Raw genomic sequence first — 23,391 nt, 5'->3', positions numbered from 1 at the left:
AGTGGGATTTACTCCCGCGAAACACATGTCTCCTACGCTCAATGTTGATGTGACGAACATTCTAAACGAGGAGCCCGAATGACCGCGACCACCGCCGACCGGCCCGCCACGGCCGGATTCCTCGATGCCATGGCAGCCCTCGCAGGTGGTGTCTGCGTGGTGACCGCTGCCGCAGCCGATGGCAAGCCTGCCGGATTCACCAGCACCGCCGTGATGAGCCTCAGCCGTACGCCGCAGCTGATAGCGATCGGCGTCCAGCGCGGCAGCCGCACCCTGCCGCTGCTCCAGGACGGCGGCAGGCTCGCGCTCAACATCCTTGCCGCGGACGGCGAATCCGTCTCGCGGCGGTTCGCCGATCCGGCCGCCGACCGGTTCGCCGGGCTGGAGTGGACGACGGGAGAGGGCGGTGTGCCGCTGCTGCTCGCGCAGAGCACGTACGCCGTTCTGTGCCGCGTACGGGAAGAGGTGGCGGCTGGGGACCACCTGCTGCTGATAGCCGGCATCGAGGAGATCATCCCTGGCCAGGGCGGGGTCAGCGCTCTCGTCCACCATGCCCGCCGCTACCACGGCATCGGCGCGTGAGCGGGCGCGACTGGTTCTCCGTACAGGAGACCGGACCTGGGACCCTCCTCATCGCCGAGCCCGGCCACGTCAACAGCTATCTCGTCGTGGGCGACGACCTCGCCCTGCTGTACGACACCGGGATGGGCATCGGGGACATCGGGCGCGAGGTGCGCGCGCTGACCTCGCTGCCGCTGCTCGTCGTCAACTCCCACCACCACTACGACCACCGGGGCGGCAACGCCTCGCTTGTGGGCGAGGCCAAGGACTTCGCCGTCCACGAGGCAGGAGCAGACCTGCACGGCGAGCCCGCACCGCGCGAGTGGCTCGAGGCGTACGAGCACATCGCCCAGGACCTGCGACAGCGCTACATCGAGCTGAGCGCACTCTCCGCCGAGGGCTTCTTCCTCACCGACTCGCGGATCGAGGTGCGGCCCGTCCCCGAGCTGACCCAGTGGCGTATCGACGCGGTGCGACCGACCCGGCTGCTCCGGGAAGGGGAGCAGCTCGATCTGGGCGGGCGCAGGCTGCATGTCCTGCACACCCCCGGTCACTCGCCCGACGGCATCTGTCTGTGGGAACCGGAGACCGGTCTGCTCCTCGCCGGCGACACCCTGATCAGCGGCACTTTCTTCGCCCATGTCCCGGGCGCCGATGTGCCCGCCTTCGCCGCGTCGACCCGGCGCCTCGCCGCACTCCCGGTCAAGACCGCCCTGTTGGGGCACAACCTCCGCCACTGTGAGGACCATTACTTCGTGGGACGGGTCGCCGAAGCTTTCGACCAGGTGGTACGCGGACGGACCCGCCCGGTCCGCCGCCAGGACATGTTCGGCGCGCCCGTGATGTGGCATGCCTTCGACGGCTTCGCGGTACTCACGGCACCGGAGAACGGGGACGTACGATGACGGCGACGGCCCTGCTGCGCGGGGCGCGGCTGCCCGAAGGACAGGTCCGGGACGTACTGATCGAGGACGGGCGAGTATCGGCCGTTGCGCAGGCCGGTCAACTGGCCTCCGCATGTGAGGAGATGGACCTCTCCGGCTTCATACTGTTGCCCGCCCCCGCCGAACCCCATGCCCACCTGGACAAGGCCCTCACCTGGGACCTGGCCGGTGCACCGCCCTGCGACCTGCCAGGGGCGGTCGCCGCCTGGCGCGGCTATGCCGAGCAGGTGACGGAGGAGGACGTGCTGGCCAGGGGCCGCCGTGCCCTGGACGAGCTGGTCGCCAATGGTGCGACCGCCGTCCGCACCCACGCCGACGTCCTGCCCGGCCGCGACCCGCTCCGGGGGCTGCGGGCGCTGTTGCGGCTGCGCGAGGAGCTGAGCGAGCGAGTCGCACTGCAGATCGCCGTACTGCACATCGAGGCGCCCGACGAAGTTCTCGACGAGGCATTGGAGTTGGGTGCCGACCTGCTCGGTGGCTGCCCGCACCTCTCCGACGACCCGCAGGCCGCTGTCGCCCGCGCCCTGGCCATCGCCGAGCGGCACGGCGTAGGCGTCGATCTGCATGCGGACGAGCATCTCCGTCCGGACCCGAAGGATCTGCTGCTGCTCGCCCAGGCTGTACGGGAGCGGGGCTTCGCCCACGGTGCGACCGCCAGTCACTGCGTGGGACTGGGCGGGCTGGACCCTACCGAGGCCGCCCGGATCGCCAAGGAGGCGGCGGCATCCCGGATCGGGGTCGTCGCGCTGCCGCTCACCAACCTCTACCTTCAGGGCCGCGATATGCCTGCCCGCACCCCGCGCGGTCTGACCGCCGTACGCGCCCTCTTGGACGCGGGCGTGCCCCTGGCCGGGGGCGGCGACAACATCCGCGACCCCTTCAACCCGGTAGGCCGGGCCGACCCCCTGGAGACCGCCGGACTCCTCGTCGCGGCAGGTCACTTGACGCTGACCGAGGCCGTCCACGCGGTGACCACCGGCGCCCGCACGGTCCTCGGGCTACCCGCCGCAGGGCCGTACGAGGGTGCGGTCGCCGACCTCCTCGCCGTACGGACCGACTCGCTCTCCGAGGCTGTCGGGTCCTCGTACCCGGACCGGATCGTCTTCAAGGGCGGGCGAGCGGTGAGCCGTACCACGGTGATCCGCGAAGCGCTCTGACTGGTCCAGGGCGTAAACGCCCGGGACATCCCCCCGAAACAATGAATGTTGATGCTACGAACATCGGTGAACACACCACAGGCCCACAGGAAGGAGTTGACGTGGCGACAGCAGTGCAGACGGCGCTGAGCTTCGTAGCCGTCGACAAGCGTTTCGACCGCGGGACCACCGTGCTCTCGGGAGTGGAACTCCACGTCGGCGCAGGCGAGTTCGCCGTGGTCGTCGGCCCCTCCGGTTGCGGCAAGTCCACCCTGCTGCGGCTCGCCTCGGGTCTCGATGCCCCCAGCGCGGGCGAGATCAGCACCCCGGGCGGGGACATCGGTTACGTCTTCCAGGACGCTACCCTGCTGCCCTGGCGCAGCGTCCTCGCCAATGTGGCGCTGCCGGCCGAACTGGCCGGCCGTCCCAAGGCCGAACGGCACGAGCGCGCCATGGACGCCATCCGTCTCGTTGGCCTCGAGGGCTTTGAGGAGCAGTTGCCGAGACAGCTCTCGGGCGGGATGCGGATGCGGGTCTCGCTGGCCCGCGCGCTGATGATGCGCCCCGCGCTCTTCCTCTTCGACGAACCTTTCGGCGCGCTGGACGAGATGACCCGGCTTCGTATGCAGGAAGAGCTCCAGCGGATCTTCGGCGAGACGGGGTTCGCGGCTCTCTTCATCACGCACTCGGTGACCGAGGCGGTCTTCCTGGCCAACCGGGTCGTGGTGATGTCGGCCCGACCTGGACGCATCACCGCCGAATTCGAGGTCCCGTTCGCCCACCCCAGGCCCGCTTCCCTCCGCTACGAACCGGAGTTCGCCGCGATCGCGGGCGCGGTCTCCGGGGCCCTGCGAGGAGTCGCCCAGTGACCGCGAACACCCCGGCCGCCGAAGCGCCGACTGCCCACGCAACCACGGCCGCCTCGGTCACCGTCGGCCCGAGCAGCGAACCGTCTGCCGCGTCCGAACCGGCCCTCACCGGTTCGAGCGGTGCCGCTCCGGCCCACGAGGGGAAGACCCCCGTGCACCAGTCCGACGCTGTCGCCGACTCCACGGCCGAGACTTTCCCGGCCGCCGAGGCGTCCGTCCGTACACGCCGCAGCCCTGTCGCGCCGCTCGCCCCCATCGGCTCGCTCGCCATCGCCATCGGCCTCTGGTACGCGGTGAGTTACCTGCTCCTCGCCCCCGCCCGCCGCTTCCTCGTACCGCCCCCGCACCAAGTCCTCCAGGTCGCCGTCCTCGACTGGACCCACTTCCAGCCCATGCTCCAGGCCCTCGCCCTCACCGGGCAGGTCGCCCTCGCCGGACTCGCCATCGCCGCCGCCCTCGGTATCACCGGGGCCGTCGTGATGAGCCGTGCCCGCTGGCTGGAGCGCTCCCTCTATCCGTACGCCGTCATCCTGCAGACTGTTCCGATCCTCGCCATCGTCCCCCTCATCGGCCTCTGGTTCGGCTTCGGCTTCACCAGCCGGGTCGTGGTCTGTGTTCTCATCGCCCTTTTCCCGCTGATCGCCAACACCCTCTTCGGACTGCAGTCCGTGGACCGCGCCCACCACGACCTTTTCACTCTCCAGAAGGCGAGCGGCTGGGCCCGCCTGCGCAAGCTGGAACTGCCCGCGGCGCTCCCCGCCATCTTCACCGGGCTGCGCACCTCCTCCGGGCTCTCGGTCATCGGCGCGATCGTCGGCGACATGTTCTTCAAGCAGGGCGCGCCCGGTATCGGCACCCTCCTCGACGTCTACCGCTCACGGCTCCAGTCCGAGGACCTCTTCGCTGCGATCATCCTCGCCTCCCTCTTCGGGGTCGTCGTCTTCGCGCTCTTCACTTTCCTGTCCCGCCTCGCCGTCGGCTCCTGGCACGCGTCCGGCCGCAGCTGAGCCGGCCCCACCCCCTCTCCGCTTCCTCGTCACAGCCCCTTCCGGGAGACAGTCATGCCAAATGCCGCCAGAAGAAGCCTTGTTGCAGGATTGAGCTCCTCGCTCCTCCTTGCCGCCACCGGCTGCGGCGCCGGCGCCACCACCGCCGCCGGTTCGTCCGCCGACCTCGAGCCCGCCCCCGCTGCCCAGCGCCTCAACAAGGTCTGTCCCGCCACCGTCGTCGTCCAGGCCGACTGGGAGCCCGAGGCCGAACACGGTCCGATCTACAACCTCGTCGGCCCCGGCTACACCGTCGACACCGACAAGAAGCTGGTCACCGGTCCCCTCGTCACCGGCGGCAAGGACACCGGCGTCAAGATCCAGGTACGGGCGGGCGGTTCGGCCGTCGGGTACCAGACCCCCGCCTCGGAGATGTACATCGACCAGTCCATCACCCTCGGCATGGTCACCACCGACAGCGCCATCCAGACAGCGGGCAAGCAGCCCGTCACCGCGGTCGCCGCGCTGATGAAGAAGAGTCCTCAGGTCCTGATGTGGGACCCCAAGACCCACCCGGGCTGGAAGACCGTCGCCGACATCGGCAAGAGCGGCGCCAAGGTCGTCTACCGCGACGGCGAGGTCTTCGCCCCCATGCTGGTGGCGAAGGGGCTCATCAAGAAGAGCCAGCTGGACGGGAGTTACGACAGCTCACCATCCCGCTTCGTCGCCGACCCCTCCATCGCGCAGCAGGGCTTCGCGACCGCGGAACCGTACCTCTACGAGCACGAGATCGCCGCCTGGAAGAAGCCGGTCAAGTTCCAGCTGCTGGCCGATGTCGGCTACACCGTCTACCCGCAGGCACTCTCCGTGCGCACCGGTGCGCTGAAGAAGCTCAGCCCCTGCCTGACGAAGCTGGTCCCCGTCATCCAGCAGTCGGCCGCCGACTTCGCCGCCGCACCGGACACAGCGATCACGCTCATCGACGACATCGTGAAGCAGTACGGCACAAGCTGGGTCTACTCCAAGGGCACCGGCCGGTACGCCGCCAAGGAGATGGTCAGGCTCGGCATCCTCGGCAATGAGGCCGACGGATCGATCGCGAGCTTCGACGAGAAGCGCGTCGTCGACTCCCTGAAGACCTTCGGACCGATCTTCACCAAGGGCGGCGTCAAGATACCGGCCGGGCTGAGCGCCGACGACCTGGCGACCAACGAATTCATCGACACCAAGATCGGAATGAAGTGATGGCCGTAGACCCCAAGGGCACGACCCTGTCCGCCGCCGAACTGCGCCGGATGACCGAACTTGTCGTGGACGACGCGCTGCTGGGCGTCCGCCCAGGTGCCACGCACCGCACCCGCGGCATCGACGCATTCTGTGCAGAGGCTGCCGCATTGCTGGGCGAGGATGCCGTCGTACGCGAGGACTCCGCCCTCGACAAGGCGTCCCGCGACTGGGCGCACATGTCGCCGATCCTCGCCGCCAAGCTCCCCGCCGGTCGCGCCGAGGTGGTGCTGCGCCCGTCGTCGTACGAGCAGATCCAGCCCCTCGTCGCCCTCGCCCACCGCCTGCGCATCCCGCTCACCCCGCGCGGCAAAGGCACCGGCAACTACGGCCAGGCGATCCCGCTCCACGGCGGCGCAGTACTCGACCTCACCGGATGCGGACGCATCCTGGGCGCGGGCGACGGGTGGATCAGGGCCGAGGCGGGCGCAAAGATGTCCGACCTGGAGGCGCATGCGCGCACGCTGGGCCAGGAGCTGTGGATGTTCCCCTCCACCTTCGGGACATCGCTCGGTGGCTTCCTCTCTGGTGGGAACGGCGGCACGGGATCGCTCGCCAACGGCACCAACGGGGATGGCTTTGTGCGGGAGTTGACCGTCGTCCCGTGCACAGCGGAGGCCGAGCCCTTCATCGTACGCGGCGAGGAAGCACTCCCGTACATCCACGCCTACGGCACCACTGGCATCACCACGACCGCGACCGTCGCACTTCAGCCGGCCCGCGTCTGGACCGGTCTCTTCGCCTCCTTCGGTACGTGGAACTCCGCCACCGCCGCGCTCGGCGACCTCGTACGCCTGGAGCCCGCCCCGCGCCTGGTCTCCCTCGACGAGCCCGGCCTCGTCGAGACCTTCGAGGCCGACCCGGCCCTCGACCCGGCCGCGCTGAGCGTCCGCGCGATCATCGAGGAGCAGGCCGGGGACGCTGCCCGGGCGATCGTCGAGAGTCACGGCGGCCGGGTGACGGAGGTACGTCCCGCCCCGCGCGGCCCCGCCCTCGTCTCCTCCCTCTCCTTCAACCACCCCACGTACCACCTGATGAAGGCCAGGGACGGCTACTTCCACCTGGAGATCGGCGGCGACGTACTGCTCGGCGACCCGGCGGCGGTCAGGGCCGTCTTCCCCGGCACGGTGCTGCACCTGGAGGGGATGCGCTCGGGGACCGTCGGCATGCTGATGGCGCACTACCAGGACGAAGCCACTGTGTACGAGGGGATCGCCGCCCTGGAGGCACTGGGCGTAGGAGTCCATGACGTCCACAACTGGTACGTCGACCGGCGCCTCGACCTCGTCCGTGCCACCGCCCGCACCGTCGATCCGCTGGGGCTGCTCAACCCCGGCCACCTCCTGGGAGCGCGCTGACCGTGGCCTTCAACCGCTTCACCGACCTCAGCGGACCGTCGGTCACCGACCTGTCCGCCGACACTGTGGCCGTCCTTCCCGTAGGCGCGATCGAACAGCACGGACCCCATCTTCCCGTCGCCACCGACTACTTCATGGCGGAGGCGATAGCGGGGGGCGCGGCCCTGGCCGCATCCGACAGCTGTGACATCACGCTGCTGCCGGGCCTTGCGTACACCAAGTCCGACGAACACGCCTGGTCGCCCGGTACGCTGTGGCTCAGCGCCTCGACGCTCTTCGCGGTACTGGACGACCTGGGACGCTCTCTCGCCATGGGGCCCGTCCGGCGGCTCGCGTTCCTCAACGCGCACGGCGGCAACAGTGCGCTGCTGGGAGTCGCTCTGCGCGAACTCCGCACCAAATACGGTTTGTTCACCTTCCTGCTGCACGCCGTGCTCCCTGCGGACCAGGGCGGCGCGTCCCCGTCCGGCGAGCTGGGTCTGGGGGTGCACGGCGGGCTGAACGAGACTGCGGCGATGCTCCACCTCCACCCGGAGACGGTGGACATGTCGCTGACCGAGCGGAGTGTCCCCGAGCACCTGACCGCCTACGAGCACATCGGCTTCGGCAAGTCCGTCTCCTTCGGCTGGACGAGCGACGACTTCGGTACAGGCAACGGCGTTATCGGCGACCCCACCGGAGCCACGCCCGAACTCGGTCGCAAGCTCGTCGACACCGCCATCGCCAACAACGCGGCCGCACTGCGCGAATGCGCCCGCTTCCTGCCTTCCGCCTGACCGCCTTCTTCCTGAACGCCTGACGCCGAGGACACCCGCCATGGCCATCCCCCCGCTCCACAAACCGCTCCGTGAGATCACCGCCCACCACATCACCGAAGGCGACACGGTCAAGCTCGCCGTCCTCACCGGACCGACCGACGGCTCACCGACCACCGTCGTCTTCGAGGTGTGGGAGCCGGGCGGCGCCCAGCCGCTCAACTGGCACCCCGAGTCCGTGGAGACGTTCGTGGTGCTCGCGGGCGAGGGCCGCGCGGTCAGCGATGAGCACGAACGCGACCTCGCACCAGGTGATGTCCTCGTCCTGCCCCTCGGCTCCAAGCACCGGATCACCAACACCTCGGCCACCGAGCGTCTCTACACCCTCACGGTCATGTCCCCCGACGAGGGCTTCGCCGATCTGATCCAGCGCGGCCCCTTCGCGGTGCTCGACGACGCGGACCTGGCCGTCCTCGGAGCCGCCCGATGAGCACTGTGCCTTCCCGGGGGGCAACCCCCGGACCCCCGGCCGGACAAGCAGGCCGGCCCGCCACGCCCCACCGCCCTCGCGGAGCGAACCGCAGCGAACTCCTCGACGCCTTCTGGTCGTACGAACAGGCCCTCGGGGCCAATGACGTGGCGGGCCTCGACCACTGGTTCCTGGACGCTCCGGACACGGTGCGCGCCGAGGGTTCCATGGTGCTGAGCGGGCACGCTGCCATCTCGGACTTCCGTCGCGGCCGCAGCGGGGGAGCCCCGGCCCGTACGGTCGAGCGCGTCCACGAGGTGCGGATCGCCGAGGACGTCGCCGTACTGTCCGCCGAAACGCTGCGGGACGGCGGGTCGCGTGGGATGCAGACTCAGGTGTGGCGGCTGACGGCGGAGGGCTGGCGGATCGCGGCCGCGCACGTCAGCGCGGTGCCGGCTCCGGTGGCCGACGAGGCTCCGGACCCCGCGGTGTGGCGGGTCGTGGGCGAGCCGCTGGTCGCCGGGGCGGAGGCGGGGCCGCTCGCGGGTGTACGTACTGCCATCAAGGACGTCTTCGCCGTTGCCGGACAGCGGATCGGCGGAGGCAACCCGCAGTGGCTGGCCGATGCGCTGATGGAGTCCCGACATGCGGACGCAGTAAGGGAATTGCTCAGCGCGGGCGCTGAGCTCGCCGGGATCGCCCAAACCGACGAACTCGCCTACAGTCTCGCCGGGACCAACATCCACTACGGCACCCCCGTCAACCCCGCTGGCCCCGGCCGGATCACCGGCGGTTCCAGCAGCGGCCCGGCGGCGGCGGTCGCCCGCGGTTGGGCGGATCTGGGGCTGGCCACGGACACCGCGGGCTCGATCCGGGTCCCCGCCTCCTACTGCGGCCTGTACGGCTGGCGCCCCACCCACGGAGCCGTCCCCACCGGCGGCCTGCTCCCGCTGGCCCCGTCCTTCGACACGGTGGGACTGCTTGCTCGGGACCCCTACCTGCTGCGTACAGCGGCGAAGGTGCTCCTGCCCCGGGACGACGAAGCCCCGATGACGACGCTTCTGGTCGACGACGTCCTCACCGCGCTCGCCGAACCCGAGGTCCAGGCATCCTTCGAGGCGGCATGCCGGGCGCTCTCCCTCCGTATCGGCCTGGCACTCGTACGGACCGACACCGGCATGGCCCCACACCTGGAGGAGTGGCTGCACGCCTTCCGTACCGTCCAGGCGGCCGAGGCGTGGGCCACGCACGGGGAGTGGATCGAGAAGCACCCAGGCGCGCTGGGGGCCGACATCGAGGCCCGGTTCGCCGTGGGGAGCCTGGTCGCGGAGGGTGAAGTGCGTGACGCCACCTCCGGGCTCCTGTCCGCCCGTTCGGTCATCGTCGAAGCCCTCCCGCCCGGCACCACGCTCCTTCTCCCCGCCACGAGCAGCCCGGCCCCCCGCGCCGATGCGACACCGGCCGAGGTCGAGACCGTACGAGCCGCAACCCTCCGCCTCACCTGCCCTGCCTCGCTCGCCGGGCTGCCCGCCGTCGCCATGCCCCGGCTGAGGGCCCGCGACCTCCCGGTCGGCCTCTGCGCGATCGGCGCACCGGGCACGGACCACGCCCTCCTGGAGCTGACCCATGCATGAAATCGGCCCCAACTTCCGCAACTCCTGGCGCGCGGACGCCACACATGTCGACCTTCGCCGCCCGCCGCGCCCGGCCTGCCCCGTGACCGTGGAGGCTCAGCCCCAAATCCTGACGCTCGACCTGGCCTCAACCGCGATCGTCGTCATAGACATGCAGAACGACTTCTGCTCGCCCGACGGCTGGCTGGCCTCGATCGGCGTGGACGTGTCCCCGGCCCGCACCCCCATCCCCGTACTCCAGCGGCTCCTCCCCGCCCTCCGGGCGGCCGACGTCCCCGTCGTCTGGCTCAACTGGGGCAACCGCCCCGACCGTGCGAACCTCCCGCCCGGCGTCCTCCACGTCTACGACCGGGAGGGAACCGGAGGCGGCCTCGGTTCCCAACTGCCCACCGGGGCCAGGGTCCTGGAACGCGAGAGCGCGTCCGCCGGTATCACCGCACCCCTCTTTGCGGCACCCGGCGACCTGAACATCGCCAAGTACCGCATGAGCGGCTTCCAGGACACCGAACTCGACAGCGTCCTGCGCAATCTCCGCGCCGACACGCTCCTCTTCGCCGGAGTCAACGCCGACCAGTGCGTCCTCGCCACCCTCATGGACGCAGCGAGCCTCGGCTACGACGTGCTGATGCTGGAGGACGCGGTGGCCACCACCTCACCCGCGTACTGCATGGACGCCACCCTCTACAACGTCCGCCAGTGCTTCGGCTTGACTCTCACCGCCGCCGACCTCGAGGAAGCCCTGTGACCCTCCTCCAGCCCCACCGGGGCCCCGTCGACGGCGACCACTACCTCCCCGCCGACCCGGCCGCGGTCCACTGGGGCCTGATTCCCAACGCCCTTTCCAAGCCGTCCCTTTCGGTGCCTTCAGGCGCGAGCGTCACCCTCGACACGATCAGCCACGAGGGCATCCTCGCCGACCAGGGCAGCGACCCGGCCGCCTTCTTCGCCGCCGCCGGCATCCACGGCATCCTCCACGACACGGCCGAACTCGCCGCTTCCACCCGCCTTCACGACCCCGCCGCCCACGGCCCGCACGTTGTCACAGGACCCGTCCACATCCAGGGGGCCGAGCCCGGCGACGTACTCGAAGTGGAAGTCCTCCGCCTGCGCCGCCGCGCCCCCTACGGCGTGATCAGCAACCGTCATGGCAAGGGCGCACTCCCCGGCGAATACCCCCAGGGCCCCGGCCCCGACCCGGTCAGTCTGGTCGCCACCGTCGACGGCGACGGCCGTGGCCGCCTCCCCGTGGGCGACGGTCGCGACATCCGCTTCCCGCTCCGTCCTTTCCTCGGCATCATGGGCACCTCCCCCGACACCGAAGCCCCGGTCCACTCGGTGCCTCCCGGCCCGCACGGAGGCAATCTCGACGTACGCCACCTCGGCGTCGGCGCCCGCCTCTTCCTCCCCGTTGCCGTCGAGGGCGCCCTCTTCTACGCCGGCGACCCGCACTTCTCCCAGGGCGACGGCGAAGTGGCCCTCACCGCCTTCGAAGCCCCTCTGCGCGCGACCCTCCGCCTCACCGTCCTCCGCGACCCCGCCCTACGGCGACTCGCATCCCGCCTGCGCGCCCCCTTCGCCGAGACCGACACCGAGCACATCGTCATGGGCCTGGACACCGACCTCGACGAGGCGATGCGCCATGCCGTACGCGATGCCCTCACCCTCCTCGACGAGCGCTTCTCCGTCCCTGGCCCGGTTGCCCTCGCCTACCTCAGCGCGGCCGCCGACTTCCAGGTCTCCCAGGTGGTCGACATCGTCAAGGGCGTCCACTGCCGCATTTCCAAGGCGGACCTGACCTTCTGACGGCACACGGCTCGCACTCCGCCAGGGGGAGCGAGCCTGGATCTCAGGTCTCGACTTCTCCCGCCCGGGCGTCCGACGGGACTGTCCTGATCATCGACCATGTCCTGACCGGTGCCCCGGACGAGGCGTGGGAGCGGATCTCCTGCGGTGACGGTACGAACGGGCCGCGGGTCTACGTAACCGGCGGGTGGTGGAGGACCACCACGGACCCGTGGGGCGCGGGTACGGCCAGTACCGCGCGCAGCAAGTCGAGTTGGCGCACGCCGATCCGGCCGTGCACCTTGCCGGGGACGAGTGAGTCGAGCGCGATGAAGGGGCGGCCACCGATGACGCTCGCCGCGGCACGCTCGCCCGCGTGGGAGTCGACCACCATCGCGGCCAGATCGCTCCCCTCGGCGCCGAGGTGTCACCTGACGACGCGCGGAGCGGCGCCAGGAACCTCACCCCGTTGCGTGAGGGCTCACTTGAGGGGTTCGAGGCAGAGGGTGAAGTCCCGGCCCGCGCCGCCCTGGGTGTAGCGCTGGTACTGGTCGTCGCAGGTTCCGTCCGTGCCGGAGGCGCGGCCGGCGACCTTGAACTGGGCTTCGGGTGTGCCGCAGTCCACGATCTCGAACTCGGGATCGCCGACGGATATCACCGCGGTGGCCGCCGCGTTGCCGGCGTGCAGGCAATCACCCGCGTCGGCGGTCGCGGCGCCCCCGAACCAGGTCGTGTAGCCGCCGTATACGACGACCCCGACCACGACGACGCTGACGACTCCCCTGAGGACGCGCCTGACGCTCCAGCGGCGGGCGGGGACCGGCGCGGCGGGTTGTCTGTACGGGTTCTGGCCGGGCGGCGGCGGAGTGGTCATCGGGTCCCCCTGAGGTGTCGTGGGCAAGGTCAATCGGCGGCAGAAAATACCACCATTGACGCGACACCGGGACCAGCCAGCGACTACCGGGGCCGCTGATCCGGTTTCGGGCAGGCCGCGCTGTTCGACGGGCACCAGTGCTCACCTCGGCGCCCCGGCATCCGGCACAGACCGGTGACCGCCCTGACTGATCTCGCGGTGCGACGTGGGTGCCGTCAGGTGTTTGTGACGGTGGTGCGCTCGAAGCGGCTGGGGAAGGGGAAGTAGCCTTCCAGGAAGGCATGGATCTTTTGGTGGATCTCTTCCTGCTGCTCGGAGGGGGTGTTGACGTCGTTGAGGCAGAAGAAGTCGAAGCGGCGGTTCGTCAGGAGTTCGGCGAGCCGTTCGTCCGCGTCTCCCCGGGCCACGTCCACGTAACGTGCCTTGTACGTCGCGGGCACCGCTCGGCCGGTGAGGAACGCCTGATGGTGATGGAACGAGGCTCCCATGGCGATGTCGGTGGGGGCGCGGAACCGGGACCTGCTGGTGCGGTCGACGTCCTCCGCGTAGCGCTCCTCTATTTCGCGCATCACTGAGCGGAGTTGAGGATGCGGGGCGTGCGCGAACTTGTTCACTGTCATGCGTCCATGATTCCCCTGCAGCAGGCGCCGGACGTTCTTGCCCGCCGAATTGGGGGCCGGTTCGTCAGGATGCGGTGCCCCGAGGCCGAGTTGGGCGGGCGAGAAGGGCACCTTGGCGATGCCGTTGCCGTGGAAGAAGTGTCCTGGCGTGACCGGGCGGCCCAGGAAGACGTCGTCGTTGAAGTACAGGTACTGCTCGGAGAGCCCGTCGATGTGGTGCAACTGGGTGCCGATGGCGTGGGAGTTGAAGACGGGGAGTGCGTCCGGGTCGCTGAATATCTCCTTGTGGTCGACGACTCGGATGCCGGGCGCCGCGGTGTCCAGCCATGAGGGGCTCTGGCCGTCGGTGACGATGTAGATGTTCCGCACGAACGGCGCGTACATCTCCAGTGAACGCAGTGAGTACTTGAGCTCGTCGTGGCTGGTGTAGCGGGAGGCGCCCGCCTCACGGGACTGCGCGTCGGGTGCTCGGCCGGTGCGGTGGGCCTCGCGCTTTGCGGCCAGAGCGGGGTCGTCGCCGTCCACCCATGTGTAGACGACGTCCAGGGGGAAAGTGACGGTGTCGATGCCGGGTTCGGTGAAATCGGCGAACGTGGGGTGGTCTGTGCCCCGGATTGTCCGGGTGGCGGGCTTCTGGGCCTCGGCCGGTACGACGTCGGAGACCGCGTTGGGGCGGGGGCCCACCAGCGCGCCATCGAGGAGTGCGGGCGGCGCCTGGAAGCGGAGGCTGCCGAGCAGCTCGGTGGCACGGGCGTCGCCCTGTTCACGCTGCTCGTGGAGCAGGCCGCCGTCCCGCCAGAACTCCACGTCGCAGCCTCGGACGAGCCCGGCGAGAACCTGGCCCGAAGGGCCGAGGAGGATCTCGCCGAACCGTATGACCGGGCGCCGCTTGAGTTCCGTGGGCAGTGCGCCTTCGGCGTATAGCGCCGCGTTGGCGGGCCAGATGTCCGAGACGGGCTCCGCCGCATACAGTGCGGTACCGGCGTACAGCTCTCGCAGGGAGCTCAGCAGGGCCTTGCGGTCGGCGAGCCGGATCCCGACGACGTATCGCTGTACGGAGCGTCCGGGCACCATGAAGTATTCGACGCCACCGTGTTCAAGGGCGGCCGTGACGAGCCGGAGGTTGCGCTCGGCCGCCCGTCCCTCCTCCAGGCTCGTCACACGCCGTCCTACCCAGGTGCGCCCGTCGGTCGTCAACTCGGCCAGTGACGGGTCACCCGCCAGGAGCCTGCCACGCCGGTCCACCGTGGTGACCTCGGGTGCGGGCTGCCGCCGTGTGTCTCGGCGGAAGCGGGACAAACGGGGTCTGGGCGTCGCCATTGTGTGTCCGATCTGTGGAGCGGGGCGGGCCGCGTCGCGCCTCCAGGCGGCGGCGCTTCGTCTGCGGCGGGTGGCCTACCCGACATGGGGTCACCACTGAGGCGTCAGGTGACGCAGGTGCCGTGAGGGACCGCCTCAGGTTATGTCGGTCGGACGGCTGTTCGGCCGGGGCGAATGCTGGAGCGGGAAGCGTGAGGGAGACGTGATGGATTCTCTGCCAAAGAGTCGCCTTAGGTCGTACAACCATTCCGGGAACGTGGAGTCCGTCACACCACTCACGAGACTGCCTGGGGCCGAAGGCAGCACGACATGCGCTCGGCCGTCAGTCTGGGCTTCACACACAAGCGGCCCGGCAGTGGCGCATCGCTGACACGGGGCCCGCATCGTTGGGGCTTGGTCAGGGACTTGCGGTGGCTTGGTCTCGGGTGGCTTTGGTGGGCCTCTGGTTGAAGATCATCTCCCGGATTTCTCCCACCCCCAGGCGTTCTCGGGACATGGCCTCGTTCTCGGGTGTCATCGCGTGAGCGAGTTTGCGCGCGGCTGTGGGCGCCTCCCGGGCTCCCCCGTGGGCGCTCCGCAGTTCAGCCGGTGCTGTCGGGGTGAGATCCATATGCCGGTGCCGGTGAAGCCGTAGCGGACCCCGATGTCGTCTGTGGAGTCACTGCCGGGGGCTGGTTGCCAGCACAGGCCGCGTTCGGGTTCCAAACTGCCGGTCTGGACGGTCAGTGACTCCGTGGTCCAGGCGGGACCGGACCCGGCTGGCCTTGGGGCGGCGGCGAGCATGTGGCGCTGGAGGACGCCGAGGTCGTCGAGGATGACCAGCCGCTCCATGCCGACCGGATCGTGTCAAGAGTCCTCAGGAGACCCCTGCCGAAGCGGGCAGCGTGCTGGGTACGACGGGCTTGTTCTGGCAGTTGAGCGTGTTCGCCATGACGCGTGCCGAATGCAGCAGGAGCGAGAGATGGCCTCGAAGGCTCAGGCTGTCGGTGAGCGTGTCGGTCAGCTCACCCATCAGGGGAACTTCGCGCTCCTGCCCTGCCGCGGTGCCCGGTATCCTGCACTGCACGTAGACCTGGTATCTGGCTTCTCTGTATTTATCGATACCGTGAACGATCTTCACATCCGGATTTACCTCGGTCAGGTGTGGATCCGGAATTATTGCGTTCTTGGTTTCTTTTTCGAAAGAGGTGTCGAAAGGGAAGAGGGACGGTTTGTATATGAGGCCGATCTGCGTTCCTGTGGACACATTCGTCCGGATCATACAAACATTCGACTCGACGTACGGGGTGAGTTTGCTCTTGGGTGTCCACTTCCGGACTTGATCGTGGTGGCGCGCACGGGCCTCGGCCAGGGAGACCGGGCTTTTGAAACGCAGTTCGTCGGATCCTTCGATCCCGCGGTCGATCTCTTTCAGACCCGACGCACCGAAGAGCTCCTCGCATGTCCCGCGCTGGGCGGCGGCTGAATCCGCGTCCGTATCGTTTGTCGTTTCCGAGCAGGCGCCGGCCCCGAGAGCCAAGGAACACAGCAGGAGAATGCAGACACGCTTCCTCATCGGTCACCACCCCCGGGCGTCGTCGGTGTCGCTGAGCCGTCCGCCCCTGTTGTACGTGTCCTCGGCCGTCCCCATCAGCGTGCGGACCTCACCGCTCTCCATATTGTGTGCTTCCACGTAGTTGAGGAGGGGCCCCATCGCGTTCTGCCGCCCTTCAGCCTTTGCCTTGTCGATGCCCTGGGCTGCTTCGTCGTGGTTCTCGAACTCGTGGTCCTTGAGCCACTGCATTGTTTCGTTGCCGAATTGTGTGTTGGCAGCACCGCCGATGGTCTCGATGGCCAGCGGAACAGCAACCACGGCTACCGGTCCAGCAGGAACTATCGCTGCCGTTGCGGCACCCACTGCAACGCCGATCGTGGCCTCGGCGGCGAAGTCGCGCCAGGCGCCCTGTTTTTCCAGCTTCAGGTTGCGTTCGGTCTTGTCGTCCGCGAATTCCTTGCCTATGGCCTCGATGCGGGATTCGTCCAGCATGCCGTGCATCTTGACACTGTGCAGGCCGGCCGCGACAGCGGAGTCGCTGTCGTTGCCTTGAGCCTCCATGAGGCTCGAACCATAAACCTGTTGGGCCACCGAGAGGGTCGCGTGCGAACCCTCGTCTCCTCCCAGCGCCCGCATGAACTGCATGCTGCCTGTCTCGCCGAAATCGCGGAGACGATGGGCGTCCTTCCCGAACAGCCCGTCTCGATCGACGAGATCGCCACTACCGCCCGTGTTGTCCATGGAGTAGTTCAAGCTGTCGATGTGGCCTGCCGCCATGTTGGTCAGGCTGTCGCGGATTCCGTCCTGCTTCTCGATCGCGTCGGCGGTCTTGTAATGGTCGACGACCTTCTCCATGAGTTCGGTCCGCTCGTCGCGCGCCGCGTTCTGTGCCTCGGAGCCCAGCTCTGGAATCGAGGGCGGCGAGGCATCGTGCGCGTACCCGAGGGTTGCCGACTCCAGGGCGTGCCCGAGGTTCGTGTAGCCGGTCGTCTTGCCGTCGTCGTCGAGCGGCCAGGTGCGGGCGTCCTTGGTGTCTTTGTCGACCAGATAATCCCAGTTGCTGACCGTGTCCAGGTCGTCCTTCGCACCCGTGCCGGACGATCCGTTGAAGAAGTCCAGGGAAGCCTCGGGGTTGTGTCCCAGCGCCTCCATGAACCCGGCGACCGGGTCATTTTCCGGCTTGTTCGTGTTCGGGGGGTAGTCGAGCTGTGCCGTGTGGCCCGGGTTGCCCCAGACCCAGTCCGGGCCGGCCCGCTTGTCGCTGCGTTCGAACGCGATCAGACTGTCGCCGTAGTTGTTGAGGAAGGCACCGTCCCACTTCCCCTTGGTCATCAGACTGCTCATGACCTGGTATCCGTACGGCGCGCTCATGATCCCCGGGTGCTTGATCCGGTCATCGCCCGCGGCGATGATCCCGTCCTTCCATTCCTGGATGGCGGCAGAGTCGGAGCGCGACGCGGTGGCCAGCGTCAGGCCGAGATTGTCCTGCACCGTGGCCAGGATCTTCGCGCGGTTCCCGGTCGGGGCGTCACCGTGGCCGGGATCGGCAAGGCTGCGCCAGAACTCAAGCGTGCCTTCCGGCCCCAGCTTCGTTGCGAAACGTTCGGCGAAAGCCGGATTGTCCCGTTGGTACTTGGCGACCTCGTTGAAGTGCTTCAGCTGCGCGTCGGTCATCCTGTCGGCCTTGGCCGCGAGCTTCAGCAGCGCATCCGCGTCCTCGATGCCCTGTTTGCGGTCTGCGTCCGCCAGGCCCTTGTAGCCGGTCTCGCTGAAGTTGTACTTCCCTGCCGCGTGTTGACGCAGCGCACGTGCGGCGATCCTGTCGATCTCGTCCACCGCCGACAGGATCCGGCCCACCTCGGCGGCAGCCCCGTCGACCTCCTCCTGCGTCGCCGGCTCGATCTTCGCCGCGCCGGCCGCCGCACCGGACGGCACGGAGCTGACCGCCCCGCCGTTCTCGTTTATATGCACGTTGTGCTTCGCCCACCGGTCGATGGTGGTCTGAAGGTCTTCCTTGTGCTTCTTGAGATCGTCGTGGGAGTCCTGCAGGATCTTGTGCACGCTGCGCGCCTCGGTCACCACATCGGCGAACTCCGCCGCTGTCTTGGTGACGAACTGCCGCGTCACACTGGCGTTCAGCCCTTCCCATTCAGCACTTTCCGCCTGCACCCTGAGCTCCGAGGCATTCACGCCACCGGTGCCCGCGGAGCCTTCGCCCGTGGCCAGGGACTGGAGCTTGGAGACCATCTGCCCCCAGTCGGTCACCGCCGACTGCAGCTTCCCGAGGCGCAGGTTGAGCAGTTCCGAGACCTTCAGCATGCTGCTCCCCCTTCTACTTCCAGTAGTCCTGTATGCGCGACTGGGTCATGGACTTCCCCGCCACATTGCGCATCTCGGTCGCGATCTGCACCTCGTCCTTGACGTGCTGTTCCCGCGAGTAGTCGAGGTGGTTGGAGATGTGCGCGCATGCTTCTTTGAGCGTGCCGACCTGGGTGTTCCACGCGTCGTGCAGTTCCGTGAGGGCGGAGCCCATGGCCAGACCGTCATTGAAGAGCTCGATGGAGGCGTCGAAGGTGTTCTGACGGGCATGATCCGCGTCCACGCGCAGACCCTCCCGCAGCGTGTATGCCAGGTTGCCGAGCTTCCCCATCTGGTCGTTGTGGACCACCAGATCCTGCTGGGCGCCACCGCCACCGGAGGCAGCCGCCTGGTTCAGTTGCATCTGCACCGCGCTGCCGTTCGCGGCAACCTCGGCCTTTGCCTGTTGCCACTCGTCCCATGCCACGCGTCAGCCAGCTCCCCCGGTATGCGCGATCAGAAGGTCCGTGCACATGCCAACGTATCAAGGAGCCCGTTCGGGCCGGACGGCATGGGCCGGCCGTTGGTGGGCTATACGAACTGATGAAGTTCCTGGTGGGCGGGTTTCACAACCAAGAGCGTCCGTGCCAGCCGGGAGGTTCATGAGCTTGTCCTCTTTCCCCGGGCTCTCAGCTCCGCACCAGCCGGGACGACCTGATCGGAAAGATGGACACTTGGATGATCCAGCGGAACGAACACGCCCGCTCGTTCCGCTGGACCTACGAGGGCATCTCGCTCAAACAGGCAGCCTGATCCTTCGCGAACATGCGGAGCAGCACTGGCTTGGTCTTCAACCTCCCCCGTGGTGGCCTTCGAAGTGGTCTGCGCGGGCCGGCCCGAGGTCCCGCGCCCGGACTTCCGGACGGCACGCGCTTGAGCAGGTCGCCCGGAGCACGCCGATGTCCGCGCCCCGGCTATGTGTCCCGAATTGCGGCGGGCCCGGTGCCGTGGGCCCGGCGTCGGGCGGGTCCCATCGGGAGTCCGGCCACCCGCCGCTGCGGGCCGTACGACCTTGTGGTGCGGGACGGCCTCGATCCGCAGACCGGTGAGAGCGATGAGGGCGACCAGTGCGAAGGCGGCGGCGCCAAGAGCGAAGGAGAGCGTGTACTGGCCCTCGGAGGGCACCGCGGGCGTACCGGGGGGGAAGGCCGGTCAGCAGGCGGGCGCTCAGCAGCGCGGTGATCACGGCGCTGCCCAGCGAACTGCCCAGGGACCGGGCGATCGAGTTGATGCCGTTCGCGATGCCGCTCTGATGGACGGGAACGCCCGCCACGATGAACGCGGGCAGGGTCGCGAAGCCGAAGCTGACCGCGATGCCGGTGAGCAGCCCCGCCGCCACGACGCCCCCGGGACTGCCGTGGCTGACGGCCAGCCAGCCGAAGCCCAGGACGCCCGACCCGGCTCCGGCGGCCAGGGTGACGCGGGCGCCGATCCGCCGGACCAGCACACCGCCGAACTGCGCGGCGATCAACGACGCGACGGTGCCGGGCAGCAGATAGACCACGGCGGCGTCCAGCACCGAGGCCGAGAAGCCGTATCCCGCGATCCGGTGGGGTGTCTGCACCAGGTACGAGATGCCGATGAACTGGGTGAACATGCCGAAACCTCCATGAAGGCCCGGATACGCTCGATGTCGCCCTGCGAACCGATCTGCACGAAGCGCCGCAGCGCGGACCGCAGCGCGGCGGCGCCGAGAGCGCCGTTCTTCTCCTCCTGCGCGCTCAGCAGCATCCCCAGGTCCTCCTCGGCGAGCGCCCCTGCGCACGGGCTGACGTGCTCGCGCGCGGCCTGGCGCAGTGCCTCGGAGTCCCGCTCCAGCAACCCCCTGGCGTGCAGGGCGGCGACGGCCAGGGTGGGGCGCCCGGGGTTGGCGGCCGCGAACCTTTCGGCGGCCGTCACCACGGTCGACGCGAGCGGCATGTCGTCCGCCGCCAGAGCGAGCCTGACGAACCAGGCCGCAGCCGCCGCCTCCTCCACGAACAGCTGGGGAGAGGTGAGGAGATGGGCGTACGTGGTGGTCAGCAGTTCCGCCGTGCGCCGTGCGCCGAGCTGCGCGGTGGCCACCAGACACTCCCCCCAATCGAAGTGGATCGAGGGGAAGACCGTGCTGTCGGCGCCGACGGCCGCCCGGCAGCGCCACGCGTAGTCGGCGGCCGACGCCAGGTCGCCGCGGCGCAGCGCGACCAGGATCAGCACCGCCTGCCCGACCGGTACGACCCAGCCGCCACCGGTCTTCGCCGCGACCTCCAGCCCGGACTGGGCGGAGTCCTGGGCCTCCTGGAGCCGGCTGGACTGGAGCAGCAGCATGGCCCTGGCGATCGACGGCGTCGCGGTGTGGGGGTGGCCAAGAGCCTCGGCCTCCGTCCGCGCCGGGCGGATCAGCCCCTCGGGGGTACGGCGCCCGAGCCCTCAGTCCGGCATCCGCCCCAAGGGCCGCCCTCGGTCGTCGTCGGTGGCCGCCTGACGGCTCAGACCCTCGAACAGTACGGCCGTGAGGGAGTCGGCCAGAGTCGTCACCGGGAGGTCTCCGTCGGGGCTGTACCACTCGATGAGGGAATTCACGGTGCCGAACAGCAGACGACCTGCCAGGTGGGGATCGATGTCGTCGCGTACGCCTCCCTCGGCCATGGCGCGTATGACCAGGTCCGCGACTCGGTGGTCGAACTCGCGCCGCCGTGCGAGGGCCTGCCGCTCGGTGTCGCTGTTCCCGTGCAGCCGCAGCAGCAGGGTGACGTACGGGAGCTCGGCCGACAGTACCTCGACGCTGCGCCGTACGACGTGCCGCAGCCGGGCCGTTGCCGACGTGTCGGGTGCCGGGCTCTCGTCCAGTACGGCGAACAGCGCGTCCAGAGCACGGGTGACGGCGAGGGACAGCAGCTCCTCCTTGCCGGCGACGTGGTGGTAGATGCTGGACTTGCTCAGACCGAGCCGGCGGGCCAGCTCCTCCATGCCGGTGCCGTCGTAGCCGCGTTCGTTGAAGACCGCGACCGCGACTTCCAGGAGGGAGTCACGGTCATAGGCGGGCCGTTCCGCGCGCCGTGCGGGGCGGCCGATGGGCGTGTTGCTCATGCGGCCATTGTGGCAAGGAAACGGGTCAGGCCCCACGCAGGTCCTTGATCCGGCGGAGCTTGCCGACGGAACGCTCCAGGGTCTCGGGCTCCACGATCACCACCTCCACAGTCACGCCGACGCCGTCCTTCACGCCCTTGGCGATCGCGCGGACAGCCGCCTCGCGCTGCTCCGGTCCTGCGCCGCGCTTGGCCTCGACACGGACGGTCATGTGGTCCATCCGTCCCCGTGTGCTCAGCTGGATCTGGAAGTGCGGGCTGACGCCGGGTACGCGCAGAACCACCTCCTCGATCTGGCTCGGGAAGACGTTCACCCCGCGCAGGATGATCATGTCGTCGCAGCGGCCGGTGATCTTCTCGATACGGCGGAAGCCGGGACGGGCGGTGCCGGGCAGCAAGCAGGTCAGGTCCCGGGTGCGGTAGCGGATGACCGGGAGCGCCTCCTTGGTGAGCGACGTGAAGACGAGTTCACCGCTCTCGCCGTCGGTGAGGAGGTCGTCCGTGATCGGGTCGACGACCTCGGGGAGGAAGTGGTCCTCCCACACGTGCAGGCCGTCCTTGGTCTCCACGCACTCCTGCGCCACACCGGGGCCCATCACCTCGGACAGCCCGTAGATGTCGACGGCGTGGATGTCCATGCGCTCCTCGACCTCGCGGCGCATCGCCTCCGTCCACGGCTCGGCGCCGAAGATGCCGATCTTCAGGGAGGTGGTGCGCGGATCCACGCCCTGTCGCTCGAACTCGTCGAGCATGGTGAGCATGTAGGACGGGGTGACCATGATGATCTCGGGCTGGAAGTCCTGGATGATCTGGACCTGCCGGGCGGTCATGCCGCCGGACGCGGGGATCACGGTGCATCCCGCGCGTTCCGCGCCGTAGTGGGCGCCGAGGCCGCCGGTGAACAGGCCGTAGCCGTAGGAGATGTGCACCTTGTGCCCGGGCCGGCCGCCGGCGGCGCGTATCGAGCGGGCGATCAGGTCCGCCCAGGTCGAAAGGTCCTTCTCGGTGTAGCCGACCACCGTGGGGCGGCCGGTCGTGCCGCTGGAGGCATGGATGCGCCGCACGTCGGACATGGGGACGGCGAACATGCCGAAGGGGTAGGTCTCTCGCAGGTCGGCCTTGGTCGTGAAGGGGAACCGGGCCAGGTCCTGCAGGGCCCGGCAGTCGTCGGGGGTCACGCCGGCCTGGTCGAATTTCTTGCGGTAGAGCTCGACGTTGTCATAGGCGTGCCGCAGTGTCCGGCGGAGGCGGCGCAGCTGGAGCGCTTCCACCTCCTCGCGCGGCATCCGCTCGGCATCGTCCAGCAGCTCCGCCGGAAGGGGGTCACCGTGGCGGCGCGTGGTGTCCACCGGTGCGGTCGGTTCGCTGGTCATTGCGGCTCCTTGGATTCCTTGCTCCGAACACTGCGGCTGCGGCCGCGGAACTCCGCGATCACCGTCTCGCCGCGTAGGACGCTCACGTCGTAGATGCCGCTGCGACCGAAGCGGGTGATCTCCCGGGCGGTGGCGGTGAGCACGTCTCCCTCACAGGCGGGTGCCACGAACGTGACATCTGCTCCGGAGGCGACCGTGACCGGTCCGTGGCTGTTGCAGGCACAGGCGAAGGCGCTGTCGGCGAAGAGGAACAGATATCCGCCGTGAGCGGTCCCGTGACCGTTGACCATCGACTCCGTCACGGTCATGCGGAGCACCGCGGTCCCTTCACCGTGCTCCAGCAGTTCGATGCCGAGAAGACGCGAAGCCTGGTCGGCGGCGAACATGCGCGCCGTCGGATCTGCGAGGGCGGGCGTTACCTCTGTCATGACTTATACCACCTTGTGTACCGACCGAACATTCGGTT

22 protein-coding genes and 1 pseudogene are annotated in these 23,391 nt (G+C 69.0%); 12 read left to right on the top strand and 11 right to left on the bottom strand.

Annotation, left to right across the window (positions count from 1 at the left end; translation table 11 throughout):
• The first annotated feature begins 78 nt into the window (after nt 1–78).
• The 12 genes from ACFYP5_RS25385 to ACFYP5_RS25330 all read left to right on the top strand — a co-directional run bounded on the left by ACFYP5_RS25385 (nt 79) and on the right by ACFYP5_RS25330 (nt 11,799).
• Nucleotides 79–582, top strand: a complete 504-nt coding sequence (locus ACFYP5_RS25385; RefSeq protein ID WP_389040143.1) for a flavin reductase family protein — start codon at nt 79–81, stop codon at nt 580–582.
• Nucleotides 579–1,466: an MBL fold metallo-hydrolase gene (locus tag ACFYP5_RS25380; RefSeq protein WP_389040140.1), complete on the top strand. Its 888-nt coding sequence runs from the start codon at nt 579–581 to the stop codon at nt 1,464–1,466. The genes ACFYP5_RS25385 and ACFYP5_RS25380 overlap by 4 nt, the downstream gene beginning before the upstream one ends.
• Nucleotides 1,463–2,662 carry an amidohydrolase family protein gene (locus tag ACFYP5_RS25375; RefSeq protein ID WP_389040137.1) on the top strand — a complete coding sequence of 400 codons (1,200 nt, stop codon included), beginning with the start codon at nt 1,463–1,465 and terminating at the stop codon, nt 2,660–2,662. The genes ACFYP5_RS25380 and ACFYP5_RS25375 overlap by 4 nt, the downstream gene beginning before the upstream one ends.
• A 101-nt stretch (nt 2,663–2,763) precedes the next feature.
• The gene (locus tag ACFYP5_RS25370; RefSeq protein WP_389040134.1) at nt 2,764–3,510 is read left to right on the top strand and encodes an ABC transporter ATP-binding protein; all 747 of its coding nucleotides are present in this window, start codon (nt 2,764–2,766) and stop codon (nt 3,508–3,510) included.
• Complete coding sequence (locus ACFYP5_RS25365; protein WP_389040131.1) at nt 3,507–4,517, top strand: ABC transporter permease; 1,011 nt, start codon at nt 3,507–3,509, stop codon at nt 4,515–4,517. Before ACFYP5_RS25370 ends, ACFYP5_RS25365 begins: the two co-directional genes overlap by 4 nt.
• A 90-nt stretch (nt 4,518–4,607) precedes the next feature.
• On the top strand, nt 4,608–5,741 hold the full coding sequence (locus ACFYP5_RS25360) for a hypothetical protein (RefSeq protein WP_389040128.1): 1,134 nt from the start codon (nt 4,608–4,610) through the stop codon (nt 5,739–5,741).
• Complete coding sequence (locus tag ACFYP5_RS25355; RefSeq protein ID WP_389040126.1) at nt 5,741–7,138, top strand: FAD-binding oxidoreductase; 1,398 nt, start codon at nt 5,741–5,743, stop codon at nt 7,136–7,138. The genes ACFYP5_RS25360 and ACFYP5_RS25355 overlap by 1 nt, the downstream gene beginning before the upstream one ends.
• A gap of 2 nt (nt 7,139–7,140) precedes the next feature.
• Nucleotides 7,141–7,914 (top strand): creatininase family protein, encoded by a 774-nt coding sequence (locus tag ACFYP5_RS25350; protein WP_389040124.1) that lies wholly within the window; start codon nt 7,141–7,143, stop codon nt 7,912–7,914.
• Between the two features lie 40 nt (nt 7,915–7,954).
• Entirely contained in the window at nt 7,955–8,383 is a 429-nt protein-coding gene (locus tag ACFYP5_RS25345; RefSeq protein WP_356498838.1) for a cupin domain-containing protein, read from the top strand.
• Complete coding sequence (locus ACFYP5_RS25340) at nt 8,380–9,996, top strand: amidase (protein ID WP_389040121.1); 1,617 nt, start codon at nt 8,380–8,382, stop codon at nt 9,994–9,996. The genes ACFYP5_RS25345 and ACFYP5_RS25340 overlap by 4 nt, the downstream gene beginning before the upstream one ends.
• Nucleotides 9,989–10,741, top strand: a complete 753-nt coding sequence (locus ACFYP5_RS25335; RefSeq protein WP_389040118.1) for a cysteine hydrolase family protein — start codon at nt 9,989–9,991, stop codon at nt 10,739–10,741. The genes ACFYP5_RS25340 and ACFYP5_RS25335 overlap by 8 nt, the downstream gene beginning before the upstream one ends.
• Nucleotides 10,738–11,799, top strand: a complete 1,062-nt coding sequence (locus tag ACFYP5_RS25330) for an acetamidase/formamidase family protein (RefSeq protein WP_389040115.1) — start codon at nt 10,738–10,740, stop codon at nt 11,797–11,799. Before ACFYP5_RS25335 ends, ACFYP5_RS25330 begins: the two co-directional genes overlap by 4 nt.
• Before the next feature lie 172 nt (nt 11,800–11,971).
• Here the strand turns inward: ACFYP5_RS25330 and ACFYP5_RS25325 are convergent, their stop codons facing one another.
• From ACFYP5_RS25325 to paaI, 11 genes and pseudogenes are all read right to left on the bottom strand, one after another.
• Nucleotides 11,972–12,172 (bottom strand): hypothetical protein, encoded by a 201-nt coding sequence (locus tag ACFYP5_RS25325; RefSeq protein ID WP_389040114.1) that lies wholly within the window; start codon nt 12,170–12,172, stop codon nt 11,972–11,974.
• Between the two features lie 87 nt (nt 12,173–12,259).
• The gene (locus ACFYP5_RS25320; RefSeq protein WP_389040112.1) at nt 12,260–12,652 is read right to left on the bottom strand and encodes a hypothetical protein; all 393 of its coding nucleotides are present in this window, start codon (nt 12,650–12,652) and stop codon (nt 12,260–12,262) included.
• A 215-nt stretch (nt 12,653–12,867) separates the two neighbouring features.
• On the bottom strand, nt 12,868–14,592 hold the full coding sequence (locus tag ACFYP5_RS25315) for a stealth family protein (protein WP_389040109.1): 1,725 nt from the start codon (nt 14,590–14,592) through the stop codon (nt 12,868–12,870).
• 585 nt (nt 14,593–15,177) lie between these two features.
• Nucleotides 15,178–15,408 (bottom strand): annotated as a pseudogene (locus ACFYP5_RS25310) (serine hydrolase); the annotation flags it as partial.
• A gap of 40 nt (nt 15,409–15,448) precedes the next feature.
• A complete protein-coding gene (locus ACFYP5_RS25305) occupies nt 15,449–16,147 on the bottom strand; it encodes a hypothetical protein (protein ID WP_389040107.1) in 699 nt (232 codons plus the stop codon).
• Nucleotides 16,148–16,150: 3 nt separating this feature from the next.
• Nucleotides 16,151–18,445: a hypothetical protein gene (locus tag ACFYP5_RS25300; RefSeq protein WP_389040104.1), complete on the bottom strand. Its 2,295-nt coding sequence runs from the start codon at nt 18,443–18,445 to the stop codon at nt 16,151–16,153.
• Between the two features lie 13 nt (nt 18,446–18,458).
• Nucleotides 18,459–18,911 carry a hypothetical protein gene (locus ACFYP5_RS25295; protein WP_389040101.1) on the bottom strand — a complete coding sequence of 151 codons (453 nt, stop codon included), beginning with the start codon at nt 18,909–18,911 and terminating at the stop codon, nt 18,459–18,461.
• Nucleotides 18,912–19,274: 363 nt separating this feature from the next.
• The gene (locus ACFYP5_RS25290) at nt 19,275–20,249 is read right to left on the bottom strand and encodes an MFS transporter (RefSeq protein WP_389040098.1); all 975 of its coding nucleotides are present in this window, start codon (nt 20,247–20,249) and stop codon (nt 19,275–19,277) included.
• A 644-nt stretch (nt 20,250–20,893) separates the two neighbouring features.
• Nucleotides 20,894–21,553 (bottom strand): TetR/AcrR family transcriptional regulator, encoded by a 660-nt coding sequence (locus ACFYP5_RS25285; protein ID WP_389040096.1) that lies wholly within the window; start codon nt 21,551–21,553, stop codon nt 20,894–20,896.
• Between the two features lie 25 nt (nt 21,554–21,578).
• Nucleotides 21,579–22,925, bottom strand: coding sequence for a phenylacetate--CoA ligase PaaK (gene paaK, locus ACFYP5_RS25280; protein ID WP_389040093.1), 1,347 nt, complete (start codon nt 22,923–22,925; stop codon nt 21,579–21,581).
• Complete coding sequence (paaI, locus tag ACFYP5_RS25275; protein ID WP_389040090.1) at nt 22,922–23,353, bottom strand: hydroxyphenylacetyl-CoA thioesterase PaaI; 432 nt, start codon at nt 23,351–23,353, stop codon at nt 22,922–22,924. The genes paaK and paaI overlap by 4 nt, the downstream gene beginning before the upstream one ends.
• Between the last annotated feature and the right edge of the window lie 38 nt (nt 23,354–23,391).

It is taken from the genome of Streptomyces sp. NPDC005262 (genome assembly GCF_042872425.1).
Taxonomy (GTDB): domain Bacteria; phylum Actinomycetota; class Actinomycetes; order Streptomycetales; family Streptomycetaceae; genus Streptomyces.
Note: the sequence above shows the minus strand (reverse complement) of the source record. Positions and strands in the feature narration are given on the sequence as shown.